A 20,591-nucleotide genomic window follows, 5' to 3' on the forward strand; every position below is an offset into this window, starting at 1 on the left:
CCGGCGGGGAGCCGCCCGGCCACCTGCCCGGTCGTCACCACGGCCACCGGGTCCGCGTCCGCCAGCATGTACCCGAGCCGCTCCGCCGGATGCTCAGGATCCATCGGCAGATACGCCGCCCCGGTCGTCATCACCGCCAGCAACGCCACGATCATGTCCATGGACCGGGGCACCACGATGGCGACCACCCGCTCCGGACCCGCGCCACGCCCGATCAGCACCCGGGCCAGCCGGTTCACCCGCTCATGCAGCTCCGCGAAGGTCAACTCACCGTCGGCGGCCACCACCGCCGGCGCTTCCGGCCTACGCGCCACCTCGGCCGCCAGCAGATCCGGCACCGTCACCGCCTCCACCGGCGCCGCCGTGGCATTACGCTCCACCAGCAGAACATCCCGCTCCGCCGCGTCGAGAATCTCCAGCGCCCCCACCCGACGGCCAGGATCGGCCACCGCGGCGGCCAGCAGCCGCCGCAACCGCTCCACCAGCACCTCGACGGTCGCCTGGTCGAACAGGTCGGTGCTGAACTCGGCGACCCCGTCCAACCCGGCGGCCGTGCCATGCCGCTCGGTCAGGCTCAGGAACAGGTCGAACCTGGAGATGCCCGTCCGAGGCACCGGGCCCGGCCCGGTTTCCAGCTCGGCGATCCCGAGATCCTCGGCGGGCGCGTTCTGCACGGCCAGCGATACCTGGAACAGCGGGTGGTGGGCCATCGACCGGGCCGGGTTCAGCTCCTCGACCAGGTGCTCGAACGGCACGTCCTGGTTGGCGTACGCCTCCAGCGCCACGTCCCGCACCCGGCCGAGCAACTCGGCGAACGACGGCTCGCCCGAGGTGTCGGTACGGATCACCAGCGTGTTGACGAAGAACCCCACCAGGTCGTCCAGCGCGTGGTCGCCGCGTCCCGCGATCGGCACGCCCACCGGCACGTCGGTGCCCGCGCCGAGCCGCGACAGCAGCGCCGCGAAACCCGCCTGTACCACCATGTACAGGCTGGCACCGTGCTCCCGGGCGAGCCTCAGCAGCCCTTCGTGCAACTCGGCGTCCCAGCCGAAGGTCAGCACGTCCCCGCGGTACGAAGCGACCGGAGGACGGGGGCGGTCGGCGGGCAGCGCGATCCGCTCGGGCAGCCCGGCGAGCCGGCCGCGCCAGTACGCGAGCTGCTCGACCAGGCGGCTTCCGTCCTCGCCCTGGTCACCGAGCACCTCGCGCTGCCACAGCGCGTAGTCGGCGTACTGAACGGGCAGGTCGTGGAACTCGGGGCTTTCGCCGGACCGGCGGGCCCGGTAGGCCGTGGCCAGGTCGCGGGCCAGCGGGGTCAGCGACCAGTGGTCGCAGACGATGTGGTGCATGAGCAGCAGCAGGACGTGTTCCTCGGGCCCGGTCGTGAACACGAACGCCCGCATCGGGATCTCCCCGGCGAGGTCGAACACGTGGCGCGACGCCCGGTTCATGGCCTCCTGGAGCCCGGCGACGTCCACCCGGATCACCTCGAAGGCGGAGAAGGCCCGCTCGGGGGCCAGGATCACCTGGTACGGGTTGCCGTCCAGCTCCTCGAAGACGGTCCGCAGCGCCTCGTGCCGGGCGACCACGTCGCCGAGCGCCCCCCGCAGCGCCTCGGGGTCCAGCCGGCCGCGCATCCGCAGCGTCCAGGACACGTTGTACGTGGCGCTCGGGCCCTCCATCCGGTCGAGGAACCACAACCGGCGCTGCGCGTACGACAGGGGGATCCGCTCGGGCCGCTCCCGCCTCTCCAGCGCGAGCCGCGTCTCGCCGCCGTGGTCCATCCGCTCCAGCAGCCGGGCGACGCTCGACGCCTCGAACAGGCCGCGCAGCGACACCTCCACGCCCATCGTCTCGCGGATCTCGCCGGTCAGCCGGATGGCCAGCAGTGAGTGGCCGCCGAGGTCGAAGAAGTCGTCGTCCACACCGACGCGCTCCACGCCCAGCACCTCGGCGAACAGCGCGCACATGGCCTCCTCGCGCGGCGTGCCCGGCGCCCGCCCGCCGGCCTCCCAGCCGGGCGTGGGCAGCGTGGCGCGGTCCAGCTTGCCGTTGGGGGTGAGCGGCAGTCGCTCCAGCGTCACGACGGCCGAGGGCACCATGTAGTCCGGCAGCCGGTTGGCCAGGCCGGCGAGCACGTCGCCGGGGTCGGGCCTCTCGCCGGGGGCGGGCACGATGTAGGCGACCAGCCGCTTGTGGCCGTGGTGGTCGGCGCGTACGGCGACCGTGCCGCGCACGACGTCGGGGCGCTCGGCGAGCAGTGCCTCGACCTCACCGGGTTCGACGCGGAAGCCGCGGATCTTGATCTGGTCGTCGGTGCGCCCGATGAACTCCAGCACGCCGGCGGCGTTCCAGCGCACGACGTCGCCGGTCCGGTACAGGCGCGCGCCCGCCGGTCCGAACGGGTCGGCGACGAACCGCTCGGCCGTCAGCGCGGCACGCCGCACGTAGCCGCGGGCCACGCCCTCGCCGCCGATGTACAGCTCGCCGGGCACGCCGGGCGGGACGGGCTGGAGGAAGGCGTCGAGCACGTACGCGGACCGGTTGTCCATGGGCCGCCCGATCGGCACGCCGCCGGGCACCTCGCGTGACGCCCGCATGAGGTGGGACGTGCAGGTCAGGGTGATCTCGGTCGGCCCGTACAGCGCCGTCACCTCGGTGCCGGGGCAGTGGTCGAGGACGCGGCGCACGGCGACGGGCGACACGACGTCACCGCCGGTGAGCACGCGCCTGACCGTCGCGAACGTCTCGGGCAGCACGTCGGCGACCACGCCGAAGAGCCCGGCGGCCACCAGCAGGGACGTGACCCCCTCGTCCTCGATGACGCGGCGCAGGTCGTGTGCGTTGATCTCGCCCGGCGGAGCGACGACGATCCGCCCGCCGGTCAGCAGGGGCGTCCACAGCTCGTAGGTGGAGATGTCGAACGCGTACGGCGAGTGCAGCAGGACGCGCGACGACTCGTCCGACGCCCAAACCCTGTCCAGGGCGAGGGCCAGCACGTCCCTGTGGGTGACGCCGATGCCCTTGGGCGCTCCCGTCGAGCCGGAGGTGTACATCACGTAGGCGAGCCGGTCCGGCCTGGGCTCGGTGGCCGGCGGGGTGTGCGGCTCGCTCGCGAGGCCGGGGTCGTCCGCGTGGACGACCGGCACACCGCTCGCCAGCTCCTCGGCCGGGGTCTCCTGGTCGGTGAGAAGCACGGTGGCGCCGGTCTCCTCCATGGCGAGCCGCATCCGCCGCACCGGGTAACCGGTGTGGAGCGGGACATAGGTGCCCCCGGCCTTGAGGATCGCCAAGGTCGCCACGACGAGGCCGGACGATCTGCCGTGCAATACGGCGACGCCGTCCTCCGGGCGCACGCCGAGCCGGATGAGCCGGTGCGCCAGCCGGTTGGCCCGCTCGTCCAGCTCGCAGTAGGTCAGTTGGCCGTCGTTCGCGCGGACGGCGACGGCGTCCGGCGTCCGGCGCACCTGAGCGGCGAACCGCCCCGTCACGGTGTCGTCCAGCCGCTCCACCTCGTGGGCCGTGTCGTTCCAGACGGTGAGGATCTTCCGCCGTTCCCCGGCCGTGAGGATCTCCAGCCGTCCGATCGGCCGGTCGGGGTCGGCGACCACCTGTTCCACCAGCGCGAGGAGGCGGGTGGCGACGCTCTCGGCGGTGGACCGGGTGAACAGGTCCGTCCGGTATTCCAGGACCACGTGGATCCCGTCCGGCCCAGGTCGACCGGCGCGGCGGCCGGGCGCGTAGGTGGCGGCCAGGTCGAAGGCGAGGTCGAATTTGGCCGCGCCGAGGTCGACGTGCTGGTGCGCCGCGGTCAGCCCGTCCAGGTCGAACGGCGCGGGTTCGGCCGCGCGGAAGGCGAGGAACACCTGGAAGAGCGGGTGGCGGGCGAGCGAGCGCTGCGGGTGCAGCTCCTCCACGAGGCGTTCGAACGGCATGTCCTGGTGGGCGTACGCCGAAAGGTTCACCTCCCGCACACGCTCGACGACCTCGCGGAACGTCGGCTCGCCCGAGGTGTCGGCGCGAAGCACCAGGGTGTTGACGAAGAACCCGACGAGGTCGTCCAGGGCCTCGTCGCCGCGCCCGGCGAACGGGCTGCCGATCGGGATGTCCTCCCCGGCGCCCAGCTTGGTCATCAGGACGGCCACGGCGGCCTGCATCAGCATGAACTCGCTCACCCGGCACTGCCGCGCCAGCCCCGCGAGCGCCTGGTGGAGGCCGGCGGGGAGGGTGACGCGCACCGAGTCGCCCCGGTGGTCGGCGACGGCGGGCCGGAGGCCGTCCACGGGCAGCATGAGCTCCTCGGGAGCGCCTTCGAGCGCCCTCCGCCAGAAATCAATGCCCGCGCCGAGAAGGCTGCCGGAGTCGCCGGCATCCCCGAGCAGCTCCCCCTGCCAGAGCGCGTAGTCGGCGTACTGCACGGGCAGCTCGGGCAGGGCGGGCTCCTCGCCTCGCCGGGCGGCGTTGTAGGCGGCGCCGAGGTCTCGGGCCAGGGGGGCGAGCGACCAGCCGTCCGCCGCGATGTGGTGCAGCAGCACCAGCAGTACGTGTTCGTCCGCCGCGAGCGAGAAGAGGTGGAACCGCGCGGGAGGTTCACGGGTCAGGTCGAACGCGTACCTCGCCGCCGCCGCGAGCGCCTCCGGCAGCGCGTCCTCTTCCACCGCCCGGGTCTCCAGGCGGACGGGCACCTCGGCCGGGTCGAGGATCCGCTGGCTGGGAACCCCCCGGGTGTCGGGGAAGACGGTGCGCAGCGTCTCGTGCCGTGCCACGAGGTGGCCCAGCGCGGTCCGCAGCGCCGCCTGGTCCAGCTCGCCGGAAAGGCGGACCGCGATGGGGATGTTGTAGGTGGCGCTGGGCCCTTCCAGCCGGTGCAGGAACCACAGGCGGCGCTGCGCGAACGCCAGCGGGATCAGGCTCGGGCGCGGGCGCGGCTTCATGGCCGGCCGGCCGCCGAACGCCTCGGGGAGCCGGGCGGTGAGCCCGCCGACCGTGGGGGTCTCGAACAGGACCCGGGTGGGGATCTCGACGCCGAGCACGGTGCGGATTCGATTGAGCAGGCGCGTCACGAGCAGCGAGTGCCCGCCGAGGTCGAAGAACGCGTCGTCGATCCCGACCTCGGGGACGCCGAGCACCTCGGCGAACAACGCGCACAGGACGGCCTCCTGCGCGGTGCGCGCCGTCCGGCCCCGGGCGAGGTCGGGCGCGGGGGCGGGCAGTGCCGCCCTGTCGAGCTTGCCGTTCAGCGTGAGCGGGAGCCGGTCCAGGGTCACCACGTCGGCGGGCAGCATGTACTCGGGGAGCCGCGTCCGCGCGTACGCGCGCAGGACGTCAGGGTCGGCGGGCGCCTCTCCGTCCGGCACGACGTAGGCGATGAGGCGTTTGTCGCCAGGGGTGTCCTCCCGGGCGATGACGAGTGCGTGCTCGACCCCGGGATGGGAGGCGAGCACCACTTCGACCTCGCCGGGCTCCACCCGGAACCCACGGATCTTCACCTGAGAGTCCGCTCGGCCGGCGAACTCCACGACGCGCTGTGCCGTCCAGCGAACCAGGTCCCCGGTCCGGTACATCCGCGACCCCGCGGGACCATGAGGCTCGGCCACGAACCGCTCAGCGGTCAGCGCGCCCCGGCCCACATACCCCCTGGCCACACCGGCACCGGCCACATACAGCTCACCGACCACCCCCACCGGCACCGGCTGCAGGAACCGGTCCAGCACATACACCCGCATCCCGTCCAAGGGCCGCCCGATCGGCACCACCACCGCGTCGGCGGCCAGCTCGTCCACCGGATGGAAGAGCGCGAACGTCGTCGCCTCCGTGGGGCCGTACCCGTTGACCACCCGCACCCCGGGGGACGCGGCGAGCACCCGGCGCGTGGCCTCCGGGGCGACCACGTCGCCACCCGTCCACACCTGTCTCACCCCGGCGAAGCACCCGGGGAACTCCTCGGCCAGCACGGAGAACAACCCCGCGGTGACCCACAACCCCGTCACTCCGCGACCGGCGATCACCTTCGCCAGCACGGACACGTCCAGCTCACCCGCCGGAGCCACCACCACCTCGCCGCCGGACAGCAGCGGCGCCCACAGCTCGAACGTCGAGGCGTCGAAGGCCACCGGCGAATGACACAGCACCCGCCCTCCGGCCGCGGCCTCGCGCGTCGAACCGAGGGCGAGCGCGGCCACGTCGCGATGGGTGACGGCGACGCCCTTCGGCGTCCCGCTCGACCCGGAGGTGTACATGATGTAGGCCAGATCGCCGCCGGCCACCGTCACGGGGTCGTCCCCGGCAAGGGCGCCGGCGTCTTCCCCGACGCACACTCCGCGCACTCCGGCGGGCACACGTGGGAGCAGCGAGGGGTCGGCCACGGCCACCCGCGCACCGGTCTCCGCCGCCATCGCCTCCACGCGCGACGCCGGGAAGCGCAGGTCGATCGGCACGTACGCGCCACCGGCCTTGATCACGGCAAGGACCGCCACCACCAGGTCCACCGACCGCTCCATCAGCAGCAACACCGCCGCCTCAGGACCGACCCCCACGGCACGCAACCGGGCCGCCAACGCCGACGCCCGCGCGTCCAGCTCCGCGTACGTCAACGACACCGGCCCCGGCGTCCCCGATGACCCCGATGACACGGCCACCGCGTGCGGGCTCCGCGCCACCTGCGCCGCGAACAGATCGCCCAGCGCGAGGGAGGCCGCATCCAGCGGGAGCGGCCCGCCGGAGCCCGCGACCGCCAACGCCGACCGCTCGTCGTCCCCCAGCACGTCGAGCCGGCCGAGCACGATCCCGGGATCGGCCACCACCGCGCACAGGATCCGCTCCAGCCGGCCCACCAGCGCGGCCACGGTGTCCCGATCGAACAGGTCGGTGCTGAACTCGACGACGCCGGCCAGCGCGGAGGTGGTGCCCCGCGTCTCCTCGTGGACGCGGACGACGAGGTCGAGGCGCGACTTGCCGGTGAGCGCCTCGTGGTGAACGATCTCCACGTCGCCGCCCTCGACGCCGTCGGGGGCGTTCTGCAACGCGAGGACCACCTGGAACAGCGGCTGGTAGGCCACAGACCGCCCTGGGTTGAGCACCTCGACGAGATGCTCGAACGGCACGTCCTGGTTGGCATAGGCGGCGAGCGCGGTCTCGCGCACGCGCTGGAGCAGGTCGCGGAAGCTCGGGTCGCCGGAGGTGTCCACCCGCAGGACCAGCGAGTTCACGAAGAACCCCACCAGGTCGTCCATCGCGCGGTCGGTGCGGCCGGCGATGGGCGTGCCGATGGGGATGTCGGTCCCCGCGCCGAGCCGGGAGAGCAGCGCGGCGAGGCCCGCCTGCAGCACCATGAAGAGGCTGGCGCCCGACTCGCGGGCGAGGGCGCTCAGGTCGCGGTGGAGGTCGGGGTCCCAGGCGAAGGCGTGGATGTCACCGTCGTACGAGGCGACCGGGGGGCGGGAGCGGTCGGCCGGGAGCTGGATCTGCTCGGGCAGCCCCGCCAGCCGATCCCGCCAGTACGCCGTCTGCCGGGCCAGCACACTGCGCGGATCATCCGGATCCCCCAGCAACTCCCGCTGCCACAAGGTGTAGTCCACGTACTGCACCGGCAGCTCCGGCAAGGCGTTCGGCACACCCGCACGCCGCGCCTGGTACGACACCATCAGGTCCCGCGACAACGGCGCCGCCGACCAGCCGTCACACACGATGTGATGCATCAGCAGCAGCAACACGTGATCGTCCGGCCCGAGCACGAAGAGCTTGGCCCGCACCAGCAACTCGCCGCCGAGGTCGAACCCGCGGCGCGCGGCGGCGGCGAGCGACTCCTCCAGCCTGGCGGGATCCGCCCGTTCGACGATCTCCAGAACCGGCTCTGCCTCGTCCGGACTCAGGATCACCTGGTAAGGCTCACCGTCATGCTCGGGGAACACCGTGCGCAGCGCCTCGTGCCGCGCCACCACGTCGGCCAGCGCCGCACGCAGCGCCTTCACATCCAGCGCACCGTGAAACCGCAGCGCCCACGGCACGTTGTACGTGGCGCTCGGACCTTCGAGCCGGTTCAGGAACCACAGCCGTCGCTGGGCGAACGAGAGCGGCACCCGCTCGGGGCGTGTCCTCGGCGTCAGGGCGGGGCGCACATCGGCCTCGGCGTCCAGCCGCCCGCTGAGCCCGGCCACCGTCTGTTCCTCGAACAGCGCGCGGATCGGCAGCTCCACGTGCAGCGTGTCGCGGATCGCGCTGATCAGCCTGGTGGCCAGCAGCGAGTGGCCGCCCAGGTCGAAGAAGCCGTCGTCGATGCCGACCCGTTCCACGCCCAGCACCTGGGCGAACAGCCCGCACAACACCTCCTCGCGAGGATCGCGCGGCCCTCTCCCACCGCCGCTCTCCCAGCTGGGCGTAGGCAACGCGGCACGATCGAGCTTGCCGTTGGGCGTCAACGGCAACCGGTCCACCACCACCACGGCCGACGGCACCATGTACTCCGGCAGCCGCTCGCGGGCGAAGGCCCGTACGGCGGCGCCGACCGCCACGCTGTCGCGTGAGGCGACCGGATTGTTGGTGAACGCCACGGGGTCGCCGTCCCCGTTCACCGGCCGGTAGGTGGCGAAGGGCCGCACGTCCTCCGGCGCGTCCCCGGCGGGCAGGAACACGGCGTCCAGTTCGCCGAGCTGCCTGGCCCAGGTCAGGTGGACGCGGTATCCGTACTTCTCGCCGAGGTCGTAGAGCTCCTCGGGGTCCACGCCACCATGGCACGCGAAGGCGTCGAGTACCTCGGGGAGCCCGGCGCCGTGGTCGAGCGCGCGGACGGCGGCGATCTCGTGGACGAGCCGCCCGTTGGGCACGCCTTCGAGCCTGATCGGCTCCCGGTCTCCGGCGGCGAGCCGCCGCGCCAGCGCCGGGACATCGGGCATGTCGCGGCCGAACCGCAGCGGGGGCACGGAGCCGAGGTCCTTCAGCGCCGGCGAGTCCTTGTAGAGGACGGTGTCGTAGCGGTAGCGGGTCAGCTCGTTGTGGTGGCGGCCCTTCTTGATCTCGACGGCCATCCCGCGGACGTGCGGTTCGGTCCGGCAGAAGGCGGCGAAGAAGTCGGGGTCGACGAGCAGGTCCTTCTCCAGCAGCAGCGACCGCTCGATCGCGTGCCGGACGGCGACCAGGTCGTCACCAGGGAGGGCCTTGTCGAGCTGGATGCCCGCGCGGAAGAGCCGCACCGAACGCAGGTCCCTCATGTCGCCGACGAATACGGCCCCGCCGGGGGCGGCCAGGCGCACCGCGGCGCGCAGAACGTCCACCAGGTACTGGCCGCTGGGGAAGCACTGGGTCACCGAGTTGATCAGGACGACGTCGAACGTGCCCTCGGGGAGGCCGTCCACCTCGTGGGCGGCCTGGCTCCGCAGGACCACGCGGCCGGCCAGGCGCTCGTCCCGCTCCACCTGGGCGCGCAACGCGGTGATCACCTGTGACGACAGGTCGGTTCCCCAGTAGGTCTCGCATTCGGGGGCGAGGTGGGCGAGCAGGAGCCCGGTGCCCACGCCGATCTCCAGCACCCGCCGAGGACGCAGCGCGCGGACGCGTTCCAGCGTGGTGTCGCGCCACTCGCGCATCTGGTCGAGCGGGATCGGCGCGCCATCACCGTAACTGCTCGCCCAGCCGACGAAGTTCTCGCCGAAAAGCGCCGACGCGGCGTCGGCGTACTCGGCGTCGAAGACCTGCTGCCAGTGTGCGACGTGCTCGTCCACGGCATCCTCGGACACCGGGACGCTCCCGGAGCCGGGCACCACGTAGGCGACGAGCCTGCGGTCGTCGGCGCCGTCCTGGTGCACCATCACGGCGGCCTGCTCCACGCCCGGATGCTCGGCCAGCACGGACTCGATCTCGCCCGGCTCGATGCGCACCCCGCGGATCTTGACCTGTCCGTCGGCGCGGCCCTGGTATTCGAGCTCTCCACGGGCGTTGCGCCGGACGAGGTCCCCGGTCCGGTACATGCGGGCGCCGGGAACGCCGTCGAGGCCGGCGATGAACCGCTGGGCGGTCAGGCCGGGCCGGTTGAGGTAGCCGCGGGCCACCCCACCACCGGCGACGTACAGCTCGCCGACCGTCCCGTCCGGCACGGGGGCAAGCCGCTCGTCCAGTACGTGGGTCACCAGATCGGGGATGCCGGTGCCGATCACACTGGCCGGTGAGGCGATGCTCGCCGGGTCGTCGAGAGGCGCGTAGGTGACGTGGACGGTCGTCTCGGTGATGCCGTACATGTTGACCAGGCGCGGCGCGTCGTAGGCGTGCCGCCGGTACCAGTCGGCGAGCCGCGGGGGGTCCAGCGCCTCGCCACCGAAGATGACGGTGCGGAGGCGGAGGCTCGCGCCGAGCTCGGGGTTGTTCTGGTCGGCCTGGACGAGCTGGTAGAACGCCGATGGGGTCTGGTTGAGGACGGTGACGCCCTCGCGGACCAGCAGGCCGAGGAAGCGGTCGGGAGAGCGACTGGTCTCGTACGGCACCACGACGACCCGGCCGCCGTGGAGCAGCGCGCCCCACAGTTCCCAGACCGAGAAGTCGAAGGCGGCGGAGTGGAACAGTGTCCACACGTCGTCCGGCCCGAACCCGAACCAGCGATCGGTGGCGGTGAAGAGCCTCAGCACGTTGCGGTGCGGGATCACGACGCCCTTGGGACGGCCCGTCGAGCCGGAGGTGTAGATGACGTACGCGGGGCTGTCGGGGGTCAGCCTGTGCAGTCGCTGCTCGTCGGTGGGATCGGCCGACGGCTGGTCCGCCATCGCCGCCGCCACCGCGGGGTCGGCGAGCACCACCTGGGGCACGTCCGAGGACACGCTCATGGCGTCGGAGCCGAGCACGAGCGCGGGGCGGGCGTCGCCGAGCATGAACGCGATGCGCTCGGCGGGGTGGTCGGGGTCGAGCGGAAGGTAGGCGGCACCGGCCTTCAGAACGCCCAGGATCGCGACGATCAGGTCGGCGGACCTGGGGAACGCCAGCGCCACCACATCTTCCGGCCCGATTCCCCGCCCGATCAGGTAGTGGGCGAGACGGTTGGCGCGTTCATTGAGTTCGGCGTACGCGAGTGTCTCGTTCTCGAAGCTGACCGCCCCCCTGGTCGGGGTCTTGGCAGCCTGTAATTCAAACTTGATAGGCAAATTCATCAAGAGTTAAACCCCCGAGGTCATTGCGTTCGACTCGCAACGCCGTCCATCCGGCGCGAATATCGCTGCGCCGCTTCAGGATGCGGCTCGACCACTGCTTCGGGTCGATACCACCAGAGTCAAATCCGTTAAGTCAAGGGGTTGACATACAGTCATGAACCAATGTAGTTCGACGCGCGACGACGGCAATCCGTACCGGCGCAATTACATATCGCTACAGCGGAACCGGCGGCTCCGGCACGCGAACAGCCTCCTGACCAGGCAATATGCCGAGAAATGAAGGCATCGCGAGGGCCGGCCGCCGAGACGTCGCCACACTCGGTCATGCGCTAAATGGCTTTATGATCCCAGTCAATACAAGTCGACTCAGCAGTCAACAATCAGGATCGGCGTAGCCAGCCCCAAGGGTTGGCATATCCTCGGGTGCCGCGTTAGCCTGCGTCAGTGGCCGCGGATCACACGGTTTCCCGCCGCCGGCTGCCCACATCGTCAAACATCGACTTGACCTGCGCGACCATTTCAAAGCGATGCCGGACGGCGTCGTCCGCAGCCCGTGACACCAGAGTTGGGCCCGGTCCCACAGCCGGAAAACAAAGCCGTCTAATGCCAATCCATGCGCTTCGCCATACCGGTGGCCTGCCAATGCATGCGCAAGCCTGTCGACAGAAAGGGTGGAATCCGGTGAATGCGGAAACCGCAACGGGGGAGGACACCGGCCCCCAGGACATGGAGCGCCTGATCGGGCTGTGCGACGTCGTGTCACCGCTGGCCATCCGGGTCGCGGCCACGCTGCGACTGCCCGACCTGGTGTCCTCGGGCTGCGCGGCCATCGGTGACCTCGCCGCGAAGTCCGGCACGAACCCCGACGCGCTCCTGTCCCTCATGCGCTTCCTGACCGGCAAGGGAATCTTCACCGAACCCACCGCCGGCACTTTCGGGCTCACCGCGGCGGCGCACATACTGACCAGCGACCACCCCGCGCGCCTGCGCGGCTCCCTCGACCTCAACGGCGCGGGGGGCCGCTTCGACCTGTCCTATACCGGCCTGCTCGAAACAGTGCGCACCGGGGAGGCCGCGTACCCGAAGGTGTTCGGCCGGTCGCTCTGGGAGGACATGGCCGCCGACCCCTATCTCGCCTCCTCCTTCGACGGATTGATGACGACCATGGCCGCCTTCTGGGCGCCCGACATCGTGACCGGCCACGACTGGGAAGGCGTGACGCGAGTCGTGGACGTCGGGGGCGGCTCCGGCGACCTGCTCATCGAGCTGCTCACGGCCAGGCCGGGCCTGCGCGGCACCCTGGTCGAGCTGCCGGCCACCGCCGAGAAGGGACGCGAGGCACTGGCCCGGGCCGGGGTGGGCGACCGGGCCGAGGTCGTGACAGGCAGTTTCTTCACCTCCGTCCCGCAGGGCGGGGACGTATACGTGCTCGCGCACGTCCTCCACAACTGGGCGGACTCCGAAGCCCTCGACATCCTGCGCCGGTGCGCCGAGGCCGCCGGGCCGCGAGGACGGGTCCTCATCGTGGACCGCGTCGCCGGAGACGGCACGGTCGACTACCCCGACGCCGCCGTCAACCTGCACATGCTCGTGGTCTTCGGCAGCAAGGAACGCACCATCAGCCAGTTCACCGATCTCGTCGCGGCCTCGGGCATGCGAATCGAGGCCGTGCGGCACACCCCGTCGGGGTCCGCCCTCCTGACCTGCGTGCCGGCCCAGCCGTCCTGACACCCCCTCCCCCAGACAGCGAAGAAAGGAATCCCATGGCCAAATCACTCACCGATGCCCAGGTCGAGCAGTTCGTTGAGGAGGGGGTCGTGCGCGTCGACGGCGCCTTCTCCGCCGAGCTCGCCGAGACCTGCCGCACGCTGCTCTGGAACTCCATCGACGCCGACCCCGACGACCGCACGACCTGGACCGAGCCCGTCGTCCGCGTCTGGGACCGCGAGGACGAGCCTTTCCGGCAGGCCGCCAACACCCCGCGCCTGCTCGGCGCCTTCGACCAGATCTGCGGCGAGGGACGCTGGGTCCCCCCGGCCAGCATGGGCACGTTCCCGATCAGGTTCCCCCTCGGCGCCGACCCCGGCGACACCATGTGGCACGTCGACGGGAGCTACAAGGGCCCGACACCGGGGTGGTACTGGATCAACGTCAGCTCGCGCGAGCGGGCACTGCTGATGCTCTTCCTGTTCTCCGACACAGGCGACAAGGACGCTCCGACACGGATGCGGCTCGGCTCCCACCTGTACATCCCTCCCCTGCTGGAGCACGCGGGCGAGGAGGGGATCTCGCTGGACTATCTCCTGGACAAGCTCGACGGCACCGACCACCTGCCCGAGGCCCAGGTGGTCGGGGAGGCGGGAACGGTGTATCTGTGCCACCCGTTCCTGGTCCACGCCGCGCAGCCGCACCACGGCACCGAGCCGCGATTCATGGCGCAGCCCGCGCTGCTGCCTTCCAGCCCTCTGCAGCTCCACCGCGCGGACGGCGCGTACTCTCCGGTGGAGAGGGCGATCAGGTTGGGGCTTGATCGCACGCGAGTGAGCGAAGCGTAACCGATGAGGAAGGTACGGCCGGGCCGCTGGAATCTCATGGCGGTTCCCGACGACGATTCCCCCCTTCTGCTGTGCCTGCCGTACTCCGGCGTGGGAGCCACCTCCTACCGGCGCTGGCCGAGGAAGATCGGCGGCATGACCGTCTGCGCGCTGCAGCCGCCCGGACGCGAGAACCGTCTGCGCGAGCCCAGCCCGCGGACCCATTGGGAGTTCGCCGAGTCACTGGCCGGGTTCATCGGGGAGCTCGGCGGGCGGCCGTTCGCCTTCTTCGGTCACTGCGGCGCCGTCCCGTACGCGCTGGAGACCACGCGGTACCTCGCGGAGCACGCCGGCTCCCTGCCGCTGTGGATCATCGCGTCGTCGTGGGGCGCGCCCGACGCCGGCTTGTACGGGAGGCTGAACTTCGTCGACCTCGACGCGCACGACTTCGTCCAGGAGATCGTTTCCATGGCCCGCCAGATGGGCAGCACGCTGCTCCCCGAAATGGCGTCCATGGGTGCTGAGCTCCTGCGGCACGACCAAGTCGTGCAGCGTGCCTACCGCCATCCGCCGGGCCACGAGATCGAGGTGCCGGTCACCGTGGTCGGCTGGACCGAGGACACCATCGTTCCCTCGGAGGAGGTCTTCCCCGGCTGGGAACGGGTCGCCCGGCGGCTGGAGCACCGCACGCTCCCCGGCTCGCACTTCGAGTTCCTCCACTGCCCAGGAGAGCTTCAGGAGCTGATCGCCGCCATGCCCGTGGGCGCCGACCGGAACGGCCGCTCCGCGGTCTGACCCCGAGGGGACCCGAGGGACCGGCGCGCGCCGGCAGGTACACGGCGGTGCCCGGATCGCCGCCGGCTGATGAAGGTGAGCCGTGAAAGGTGAGCCTGGAGTGAGGAGGCTTTGATGGACAACCCGGCCGAGCGGCTCGCGGTCGTGACGGGTGGCACCAAGGGAATCGGGCTGAGTTTCAGCTGGAGGCTCGTCAAGAGCGGCTACCGCGTGGTCGCCCTGTACCGAAACGACGAGGTGTCCGCCCGTGCCGCGGCGGAGAAGATCGGAGACGGCTTCGTCGCGATCCGCGCGGACGTGTCGGATCCACGGGTGGCCGCCGAGGTGAGCCGTGCCGTCCTGGAGGACCACGGCACCCCCTGGGCGCTGGTCAACAACGCGGGCCGCAACATCGACAAGCCGTTCCTCGACATCACCGACGAGGACTGGCGCCAGGTGATCGACGCCAACCTCTCCGGACCGTTCTACCTGACCAGGGCCTTCGCCCCGGCGATGCTGGCGGCGGGCGGCGGGTGCGTCGTCACCGTCGGCGCGACGACGGCCATCAGGCCGCGGCTCAACGGCGTCAACTACTGCGCCTCCAAGGCCGGCCTGCTTCACATGACCAAGTGCCTCGCTCTCGAACTGGCGCCGACCATCCGGGTGAACTGCCTCATTCCCGGCATGATCGACACCGAGGAGATGAGGACGCGCTATCGGACCGCGGAACCCGAACATCTCGCGAGCCTCCTCGCCGAGATCCCCCAAGGCCGGATCGGCTCGCCCGACGAGATGGCGGCGGTACTGGAGTTCCTCCTCAGCGATGAGGCCCGTTACATCACAGGACAGAAGCTCATCGTCGATGGCGGCCAATTCATGTGGTAATGAATTCTTCGAACGAAAGGGATGACCCGTGTTGTCGCGTCTGGACCGCTATGAAGCTTTCCTGAGAAACGGCTACCGGGCCGGTTTTCTCAAAGGGCACGAATACTCGGTGGCGGAGGTGACCGACCAGCTCAGAGCGCGTATGGCGGCAGGAGACTTCACCCGGGTGGTCTTCTCCGGGATGGGCTGCTCGGCGATCGTCTCCGACGTGATCCAGACATTCCTCAAAGCGGCCGGCTGTGAGCTGGAGATCTACGTTTTCAACGACTACGAGTTCACCTACCTCCTGCCGCGCTCGGTGATCGAGGACGAGCGGACGCTGTTCATCATCAGCTCCTACAGCGGGCACTCCGAGGAACCGATAAGGGTGCTGCAGGCCCTCAAGGACAAGCAGCACCGCACGCTCCTGCTCACGTCCGGCGGCCGCCTGGCCGAGCTGGGCCGGAAGGACGGGATCTCGATCGCGCGCTGGGAACTGAGCGACCCCGACCGCGAGTACCCCCTGTTCCACGTGGGGCAGTACTTCGCGATCCTGCTGGACATGTTCCTGAGGCTGGGGCTGATCAAGGAGGACCACCGCCGATCGGTGGAGGCCCTGCCCGGACACCTGGAAAAGGACTTCACCCCGCACCTGGAGAAGCTGGCCCAGGTGGCGGCCGAACGCAGCGAGAACGCCAACATCATCCTCGTCGCCTCGCCCAAGTGGCACGAGAGCCTGCTCAAGCTCGCCAAGATGCACATCAACGAGATGGCGATGACCCCGGCCACGCGCAACTACTTCCACGAGTTCTGCCACAGCGAGGTGGCCACGCTGTCCGACCCGGAACGCAAGCACAGCGTCCTGCTCTTCACCGAGCAGGACGACGACGAGTACACCCGACGCAAGATGGACAACCTGGTCGGCCTGCTCACCCAGGACATCCCGCAGAACGGGAACATCGAGGTGACCCAGTTCCACCTCGACCAGCCGACCTTCATCCGGAAGTACTTCACCGCGCTGGAGTTCATCCAGCGCATGGCGCTCGCCCTTGGCCGGGCGCACAACACCCGGTCGCGCGACCTCATCTCCGAGGCCGCCGGCAACCCGTGGTACCACCAGCGGACCATCCTCGACGAGAGCCGGGTGTGACGGCCGCGATACCCGGATGACGGGGCCGCCCAGAGGCCCCGGACCTCTTCAGCGGAAGGCCGGAAACGGCAGGTGCCCGGAGAGCCAGGCTCTCCGGGCACCCGCCGTTTCCGTGGTTACCGGTTGTACTGACCGAAGTCGTACTCCTCCAGCGGGACGGCCTCGCCGCTGCCCGTGCCGAAGGTGTAGTCGGTCGCGGAGCCGTCGTAGCCGCCGACGGTGTACATCGCCGCCTTGGCCTCCTCGGTCGGCTCGACCCGGATGTTGCGGTACTGGAACATTCCCGTACCCGCCGGGATGAGCTTTCCGATGATGACGTTCTCCTTGAGGCCCAGCAGGGAGTCCGACTTGGCGTGGATCGCCGCGTCGGTGAGCACCCGCGTGGTCTCCTGGAAGGACGCCGCCGACAGCCACGACTCGGTGGCCAGCGAGGCCTTGGTGATGCCCATGAGCACCGGACGGCCGGAGGCGGGGGTGCCGCCCTCGGCGACGACCTCGCGGTTGACCGCCTCGAACCGCGGCCGCTCGACGAGCTCGCCGGGCAGCAGGTCGGTGTCACCGGACTCCAGCACGTTCACGCGCTTGAGCATCTGCCGCACGATGATCTCGATGTGCTTGTCGTGGATCGACACACCCTGCGAGCGGTAGACCTCCTGCACCTCGGCCACCAGGTGGAGCTGCACGGCCCGCGGGCCGAGGATGCGCAGCACCTCGTTGGGGTTGACGGCGCCGGCGATGAGCTGCTGGCCGACCTTGACGCGCGAGTCGTCCTGGACCAGCAGGCGCGACCGCATCGACACCGGGTAGGCGATCTCCTCCGAGCCGTCGTCCGGCGTGATGACGACCTTCCGGGTCTTGTCGGTCTCGTCGATCCGGATGCGGCCGTCGGCCTCGCTGATCGGGGCGACGCCCTTGGGGACGCGCGCCTCGAACAGCTCCTGGACACGGGGCAGACCGTGGGTGATGTCGGCGCCCGCCACACCACCGGTGTGGAACGTACGCATCGTGAGCTGCGTGCCGGGCTCACCGATCGACTGGGCCGCGATGATGCCGACGGCCTCGCCGACGTCCACGAGCTTGCCGGTCGCCAGCGAGCGGCCGTAGCAGGTGGCGCAGACGCCGATCTTGGCCTCGCAGACGAGCGCGCTGCGCGTCCGGACCGTCTCGACACCCGCGTCGACCAGCGCGGTGACGATCTGGTCGTTGATGTCGACACCGGCCGAGGCGACGATCTTGCCGTCGACCTCGACGTCCTCGGCGAGGATGCGGCAGTGCACGTTGCTCTCGGCGTTGTCGGCCTTGACCAGCGTGCCGGCGGAGTCGCGCTCGCCGACGTGCAGCGGGACGCTGCGGTCGGTGCCGCAGTCGATCTCGCGGACGATGACGTCCTGCGCGACGTCCACCAGACGACGGGTGAGGTAACCCGAGTCGGCGGTACGGAGCGCGGTGTCGGCCAGACCCTTTCGCTGTCCGTGGGTGGAGATGAAGTACTCCAGCACCGACAGGCCCTCGCGGAAGGAGGACTTGATCGGACGCGGGATCGTCTCGCCCTTGGTGTTGGACACCAGGCCGCGGATGCCCGCGATCTGCCGGACCTGCATCTTGTTACCGCGGGCACCGGAGTTGACCATCATCCAGACGGAGTTGGTCGCCGGGAAGGCGTTCACCATGTCGGTCTCGACGTCCGCCGTGGCGTGCGTCCAGATCTCGATGAGCTCCTGGCGGCGCTCCTCGTCGGTGATCAGACCGCGCTCGTACTCGCGCTGCACCTTGTCGGCCCTGCGCTCGTACGACTCCATGATCGAGGCCTTGTTCGGCGGCGCGACGACGTCGTCGATGGAGATCGTGACGCCGGAGCGGGTCGCCCAGTGGAAGCCCGCGTCCTTCAGCGCGTCCAGCGCCGTCGCGACCTCGACCTTCGGGTACTTCTCCGCGAGCTCGTTGACGATCGCCGAGAGCTGCTTCTTGCCGATCTGCGAGTTCACGAAGGGGTAGTTGTCGGGCAGCGTCTGGTTGAACAGGGCGCGGCCGAGCGTGGTCTCCAGGCGGTAGCTCTCGCCGGCCTCCCAGCCCTCGGGCGCCTGCCAGCCACGCGGCGGCGGGACGTCCTTCACGCGGACCTGGATCTTGGCCTGGATGTCCAGCTCGTTTCGGTCGAACGCCATCAGGGCCTCGGCGACCGAGCCGAAGACCCGGCCCTCGCCCACGGCGTCGTCCCGCTGGGTGGTCAGCCAGTACAGACCGATGATCATGTCCTGGGTGGGCATGGTCACCGGCTTGCCGTCGGCCGGCTTGAGGATGTTGTTGGTCGAGAGCATCAGGATGCGCGCCTCGGCCTGGGCCTCCGCCGACAGCGGCAGGTGGACCGCCATCTGGTCGCCGTCGAAGTCGGCGTTGAACGCCGTGCAGACGAGCGGGTGGATCTGGATCGCCTTGCCCTCGACGAGCTGCGGCTCGAACGCCTGGATGCCCAGGCGGTGCAGGGTCGGCGCGCGGTTGAGCAGCACCGGGTGCTCGGTGATGACCTCTTCGAGCACGTCCCACACGACCGGGCGCGCGCGCTCGACCATGCGCTTGGCCGACTTGATGTTCTGCGCGTGGTTCAGGTCGACCAGGCGCTTCATCACGAACGGCTTGAACAGCTCCAGCGCCATCTGCTTGGGCAGGCCGCACTGGTGCAGCTTGAGCTGCGGGCCGACGACGATGACCGAACGGCCGGAGTAGTCGACGCGCTTGCCGAGCAGGTTCTGACGGAAACGTCCCTGCTTGCCCTTGAGCATGTCGGACAGCGACTTGAGCGGACGGTTGCCGGGCCCGGTGACCGGGCGGCCGCGGCGGCCGTTGTCGAACAGCGCGTCGACGGCCTCCTGGAGCATCCGCTTCTCGTTGTTGACGATGATCTCGGGCGCGCCGAGGTCCAGAAGCCGCTTGAGGCGGTTGTTCCGGTTGATGACCCGGCGGTACAGGTCGTTCAGGTCGGAGGTCGCGAACCGGCCACCGTCGAGCTGCACCATCGGGCGCAGGTCCGGCGGGATGACCGGGATGCAGTCGAGCACCATGCCGTTGGGCGAGTTCCGCGTCGTGAGGAACGCGGAGACGACCTTCAGCCGCTTCAGGGCGCGCGCCTTCTTCTGACCCTTGCCGCTGCGGATGGTCTCGCGCAGCGACTCGGCCTCCGCGGCCAGGTCGAAGTTGTTCAGGCGCTCCTGGATGGCCTGGGCGCCCATGCCACCGCGGAAGTAGCGGCCGAAGCGGTCGCGCATCTCGCGGTAGAGCAGCTCGTCGCCCTCAAGGTCCTGGACCTTGAGGTTCTTGAAGCGGCTCCAGACCTCTTCCAGGCGGTCGAGCTCGCGCTGGGCGCGGTCGCGGAGCTGGCGCATCTCGCGGTCGGCGCCCTCGCGGACCTTGCGGCGCTGGTCGCCCTTGGCGCCGGACGCCTCCAGCTCGGCCAGGTCGGCCTCGAGCTTCTTCTGCCGGGACTCGATGTCGGCGTCGCGGCGCTGCTCGACGTGCTGCCGCTCGACGGAGATCTTCGCCTCCAGCGAGGGCAGGTCACGGGCACGCATGTCGGTGTCGACGTACGTGATCATGTAGGCCGCGAAGTAGATGACCTTCTCCAGGTCCTTCGGAGCCAGGTCGAGCAGGTAGCCGAGGCGCGACGGGACGCCCTTGAAGTACCAGATGTGGGTGACCGGCGCGGCCAGCTCGATGTGACCCATCCGCTCGCGGCGCACCTTGGCGCGCGTGACCTCGACGCCACAGCGCTCACAGATGATGCCCTTGAAACGGACGCGCTTGTACTTACCGCAGTAGCACTCCCAGTCCCGGGTCGGACCGAAGATCTTCTCGCAGAAGAGACCGTCCTTCTCGGGCTTCAGGGTGCGGTAGTTGATGGTCTCGGGCTTCTTCACCTCGCCGTGCGACCACTGACGGATATCGTCGGCCGTGGCGAGGCCGATGCGGAGCTCGTCGAAGAAGTTGACGTCGAGCACTTGTTATCCCCTCGCTTGAAAATCAGACCTCTTCGACACTGCTCGGCTCGCGCCGGGACAGGTCGATGCCGAGCTCCTCCGCCGCACGGAAGACGTCCTCGTCGGTGTCGCGCATCTCGATGGACATGCCGTCGCTGGACAGGACCTC

Annotated in this window: 7 protein-coding genes; 5 read left to right on the top strand and 2 right to left on the bottom strand. The window is 70.3% G+C overall.

The features are described 5' to 3' along the window. Window positions 1-11,123 (bottom strand): amino acid adenylation domain-containing protein (locus AB0M95_RS38880; protein WP_363776112.1); only part of this gene is annotated, 11,123 nt, incomplete at its 3' end. Between the two features lie 687 nt (window positions 11,124-11,810). Between AB0M95_RS38880 and AB0M95_RS38885 the strand changes: the two genes are divergently transcribed. From AB0M95_RS38885 to AB0M95_RS38905, 5 genes are all read left to right on the top strand, one after another. Then, the gene (locus AB0M95_RS38885) at window positions 11,811-12,857 is read left to right on the top strand and encodes a methyltransferase (protein WP_363776115.1); all 1,047 of its coding nucleotides are present in this window, start codon (window positions 11,811-11,813) and stop codon (window positions 12,855-12,857) included. Window positions 12,858-12,892: 35 nt separating this feature from the next. Continuing rightward, window positions 12,893-13,684 carry a phytanoyl-CoA dioxygenase family protein gene (locus AB0M95_RS38890; RefSeq protein ID WP_363776118.1) on the top strand — a complete coding sequence of 264 codons (792 nt, stop codon included), beginning with the start codon at window positions 12,893-12,895 and terminating at the stop codon, window positions 13,682-13,684. A 3-nt stretch (window positions 13,685-13,687) separates the two neighbouring features. Further along, the gene (locus AB0M95_RS38895) at window positions 13,688-14,458 is read left to right on the top strand and encodes a thioesterase domain-containing protein (protein WP_363776121.1); all 771 of its coding nucleotides are present in this window, start codon (window positions 13,688-13,690) and stop codon (window positions 14,456-14,458) included. 114 nt (window positions 14,459-14,572) lie between these two features. Further along, entirely contained in the window at window positions 14,573-15,322 is a 750-nt protein-coding gene (locus tag AB0M95_RS38900; protein ID WP_363776124.1) for an SDR family oxidoreductase, read from the top strand. Between the two features lie 28 nt (window positions 15,323-15,350). Then, window positions 15,351-16,451 (top strand): SIS domain-containing protein, encoded by a 1,101-nt coding sequence (locus tag AB0M95_RS38905; protein WP_358524576.1) that lies wholly within the window; start codon window positions 15,351-15,353, stop codon window positions 16,449-16,451. Between the two features lie 116 nt (window positions 16,452-16,567). Here the strand turns inward: AB0M95_RS38905 and AB0M95_RS38910 are convergent, their stop codons facing one another. Further along, window positions 16,568-20,443, bottom strand: a complete 3,876-nt coding sequence (locus tag AB0M95_RS38910) for a DNA-directed RNA polymerase subunit beta' (protein WP_363776127.1) — start codon at window positions 20,441-20,443, stop codon at window positions 16,568-16,570. Window positions 20,444-20,591: the final 148 nt, after the last annotated feature.

Origin of the sequence: Sphaerisporangium sp. NPDC051017, assembly GCF_040683095.1 — a bacterium.
Classification (GTDB): domain Bacteria; phylum Actinomycetota; class Actinomycetes; order Streptosporangiales; family Streptosporangiaceae; genus Sphaerisporangium.

Bases quoted from the DNA above. Each gene is read 5' to 3' on its own strand.
- AB0M95_RS38890 (WP_363776118.1), top strand. From the start codon at position 12,893: ATGGCCAAATCACTCACCGATGCCCAGGTCGAGCAGTTCGTTGAGGAG.
- AB0M95_RS38895 (WP_363776121.1), top strand. From the start codon at position 13,688: ATGAGGAAGGTACGGCCGGGCCGCTGGAATCTCATGGCGGTTCCCGAC.
- AB0M95_RS38900 (WP_363776124.1), top strand. From the start codon at position 14,573: ATGGACAACCCGGCCGAGCGGCTCGCGGTCGTGACGGGTGGCACCAAG.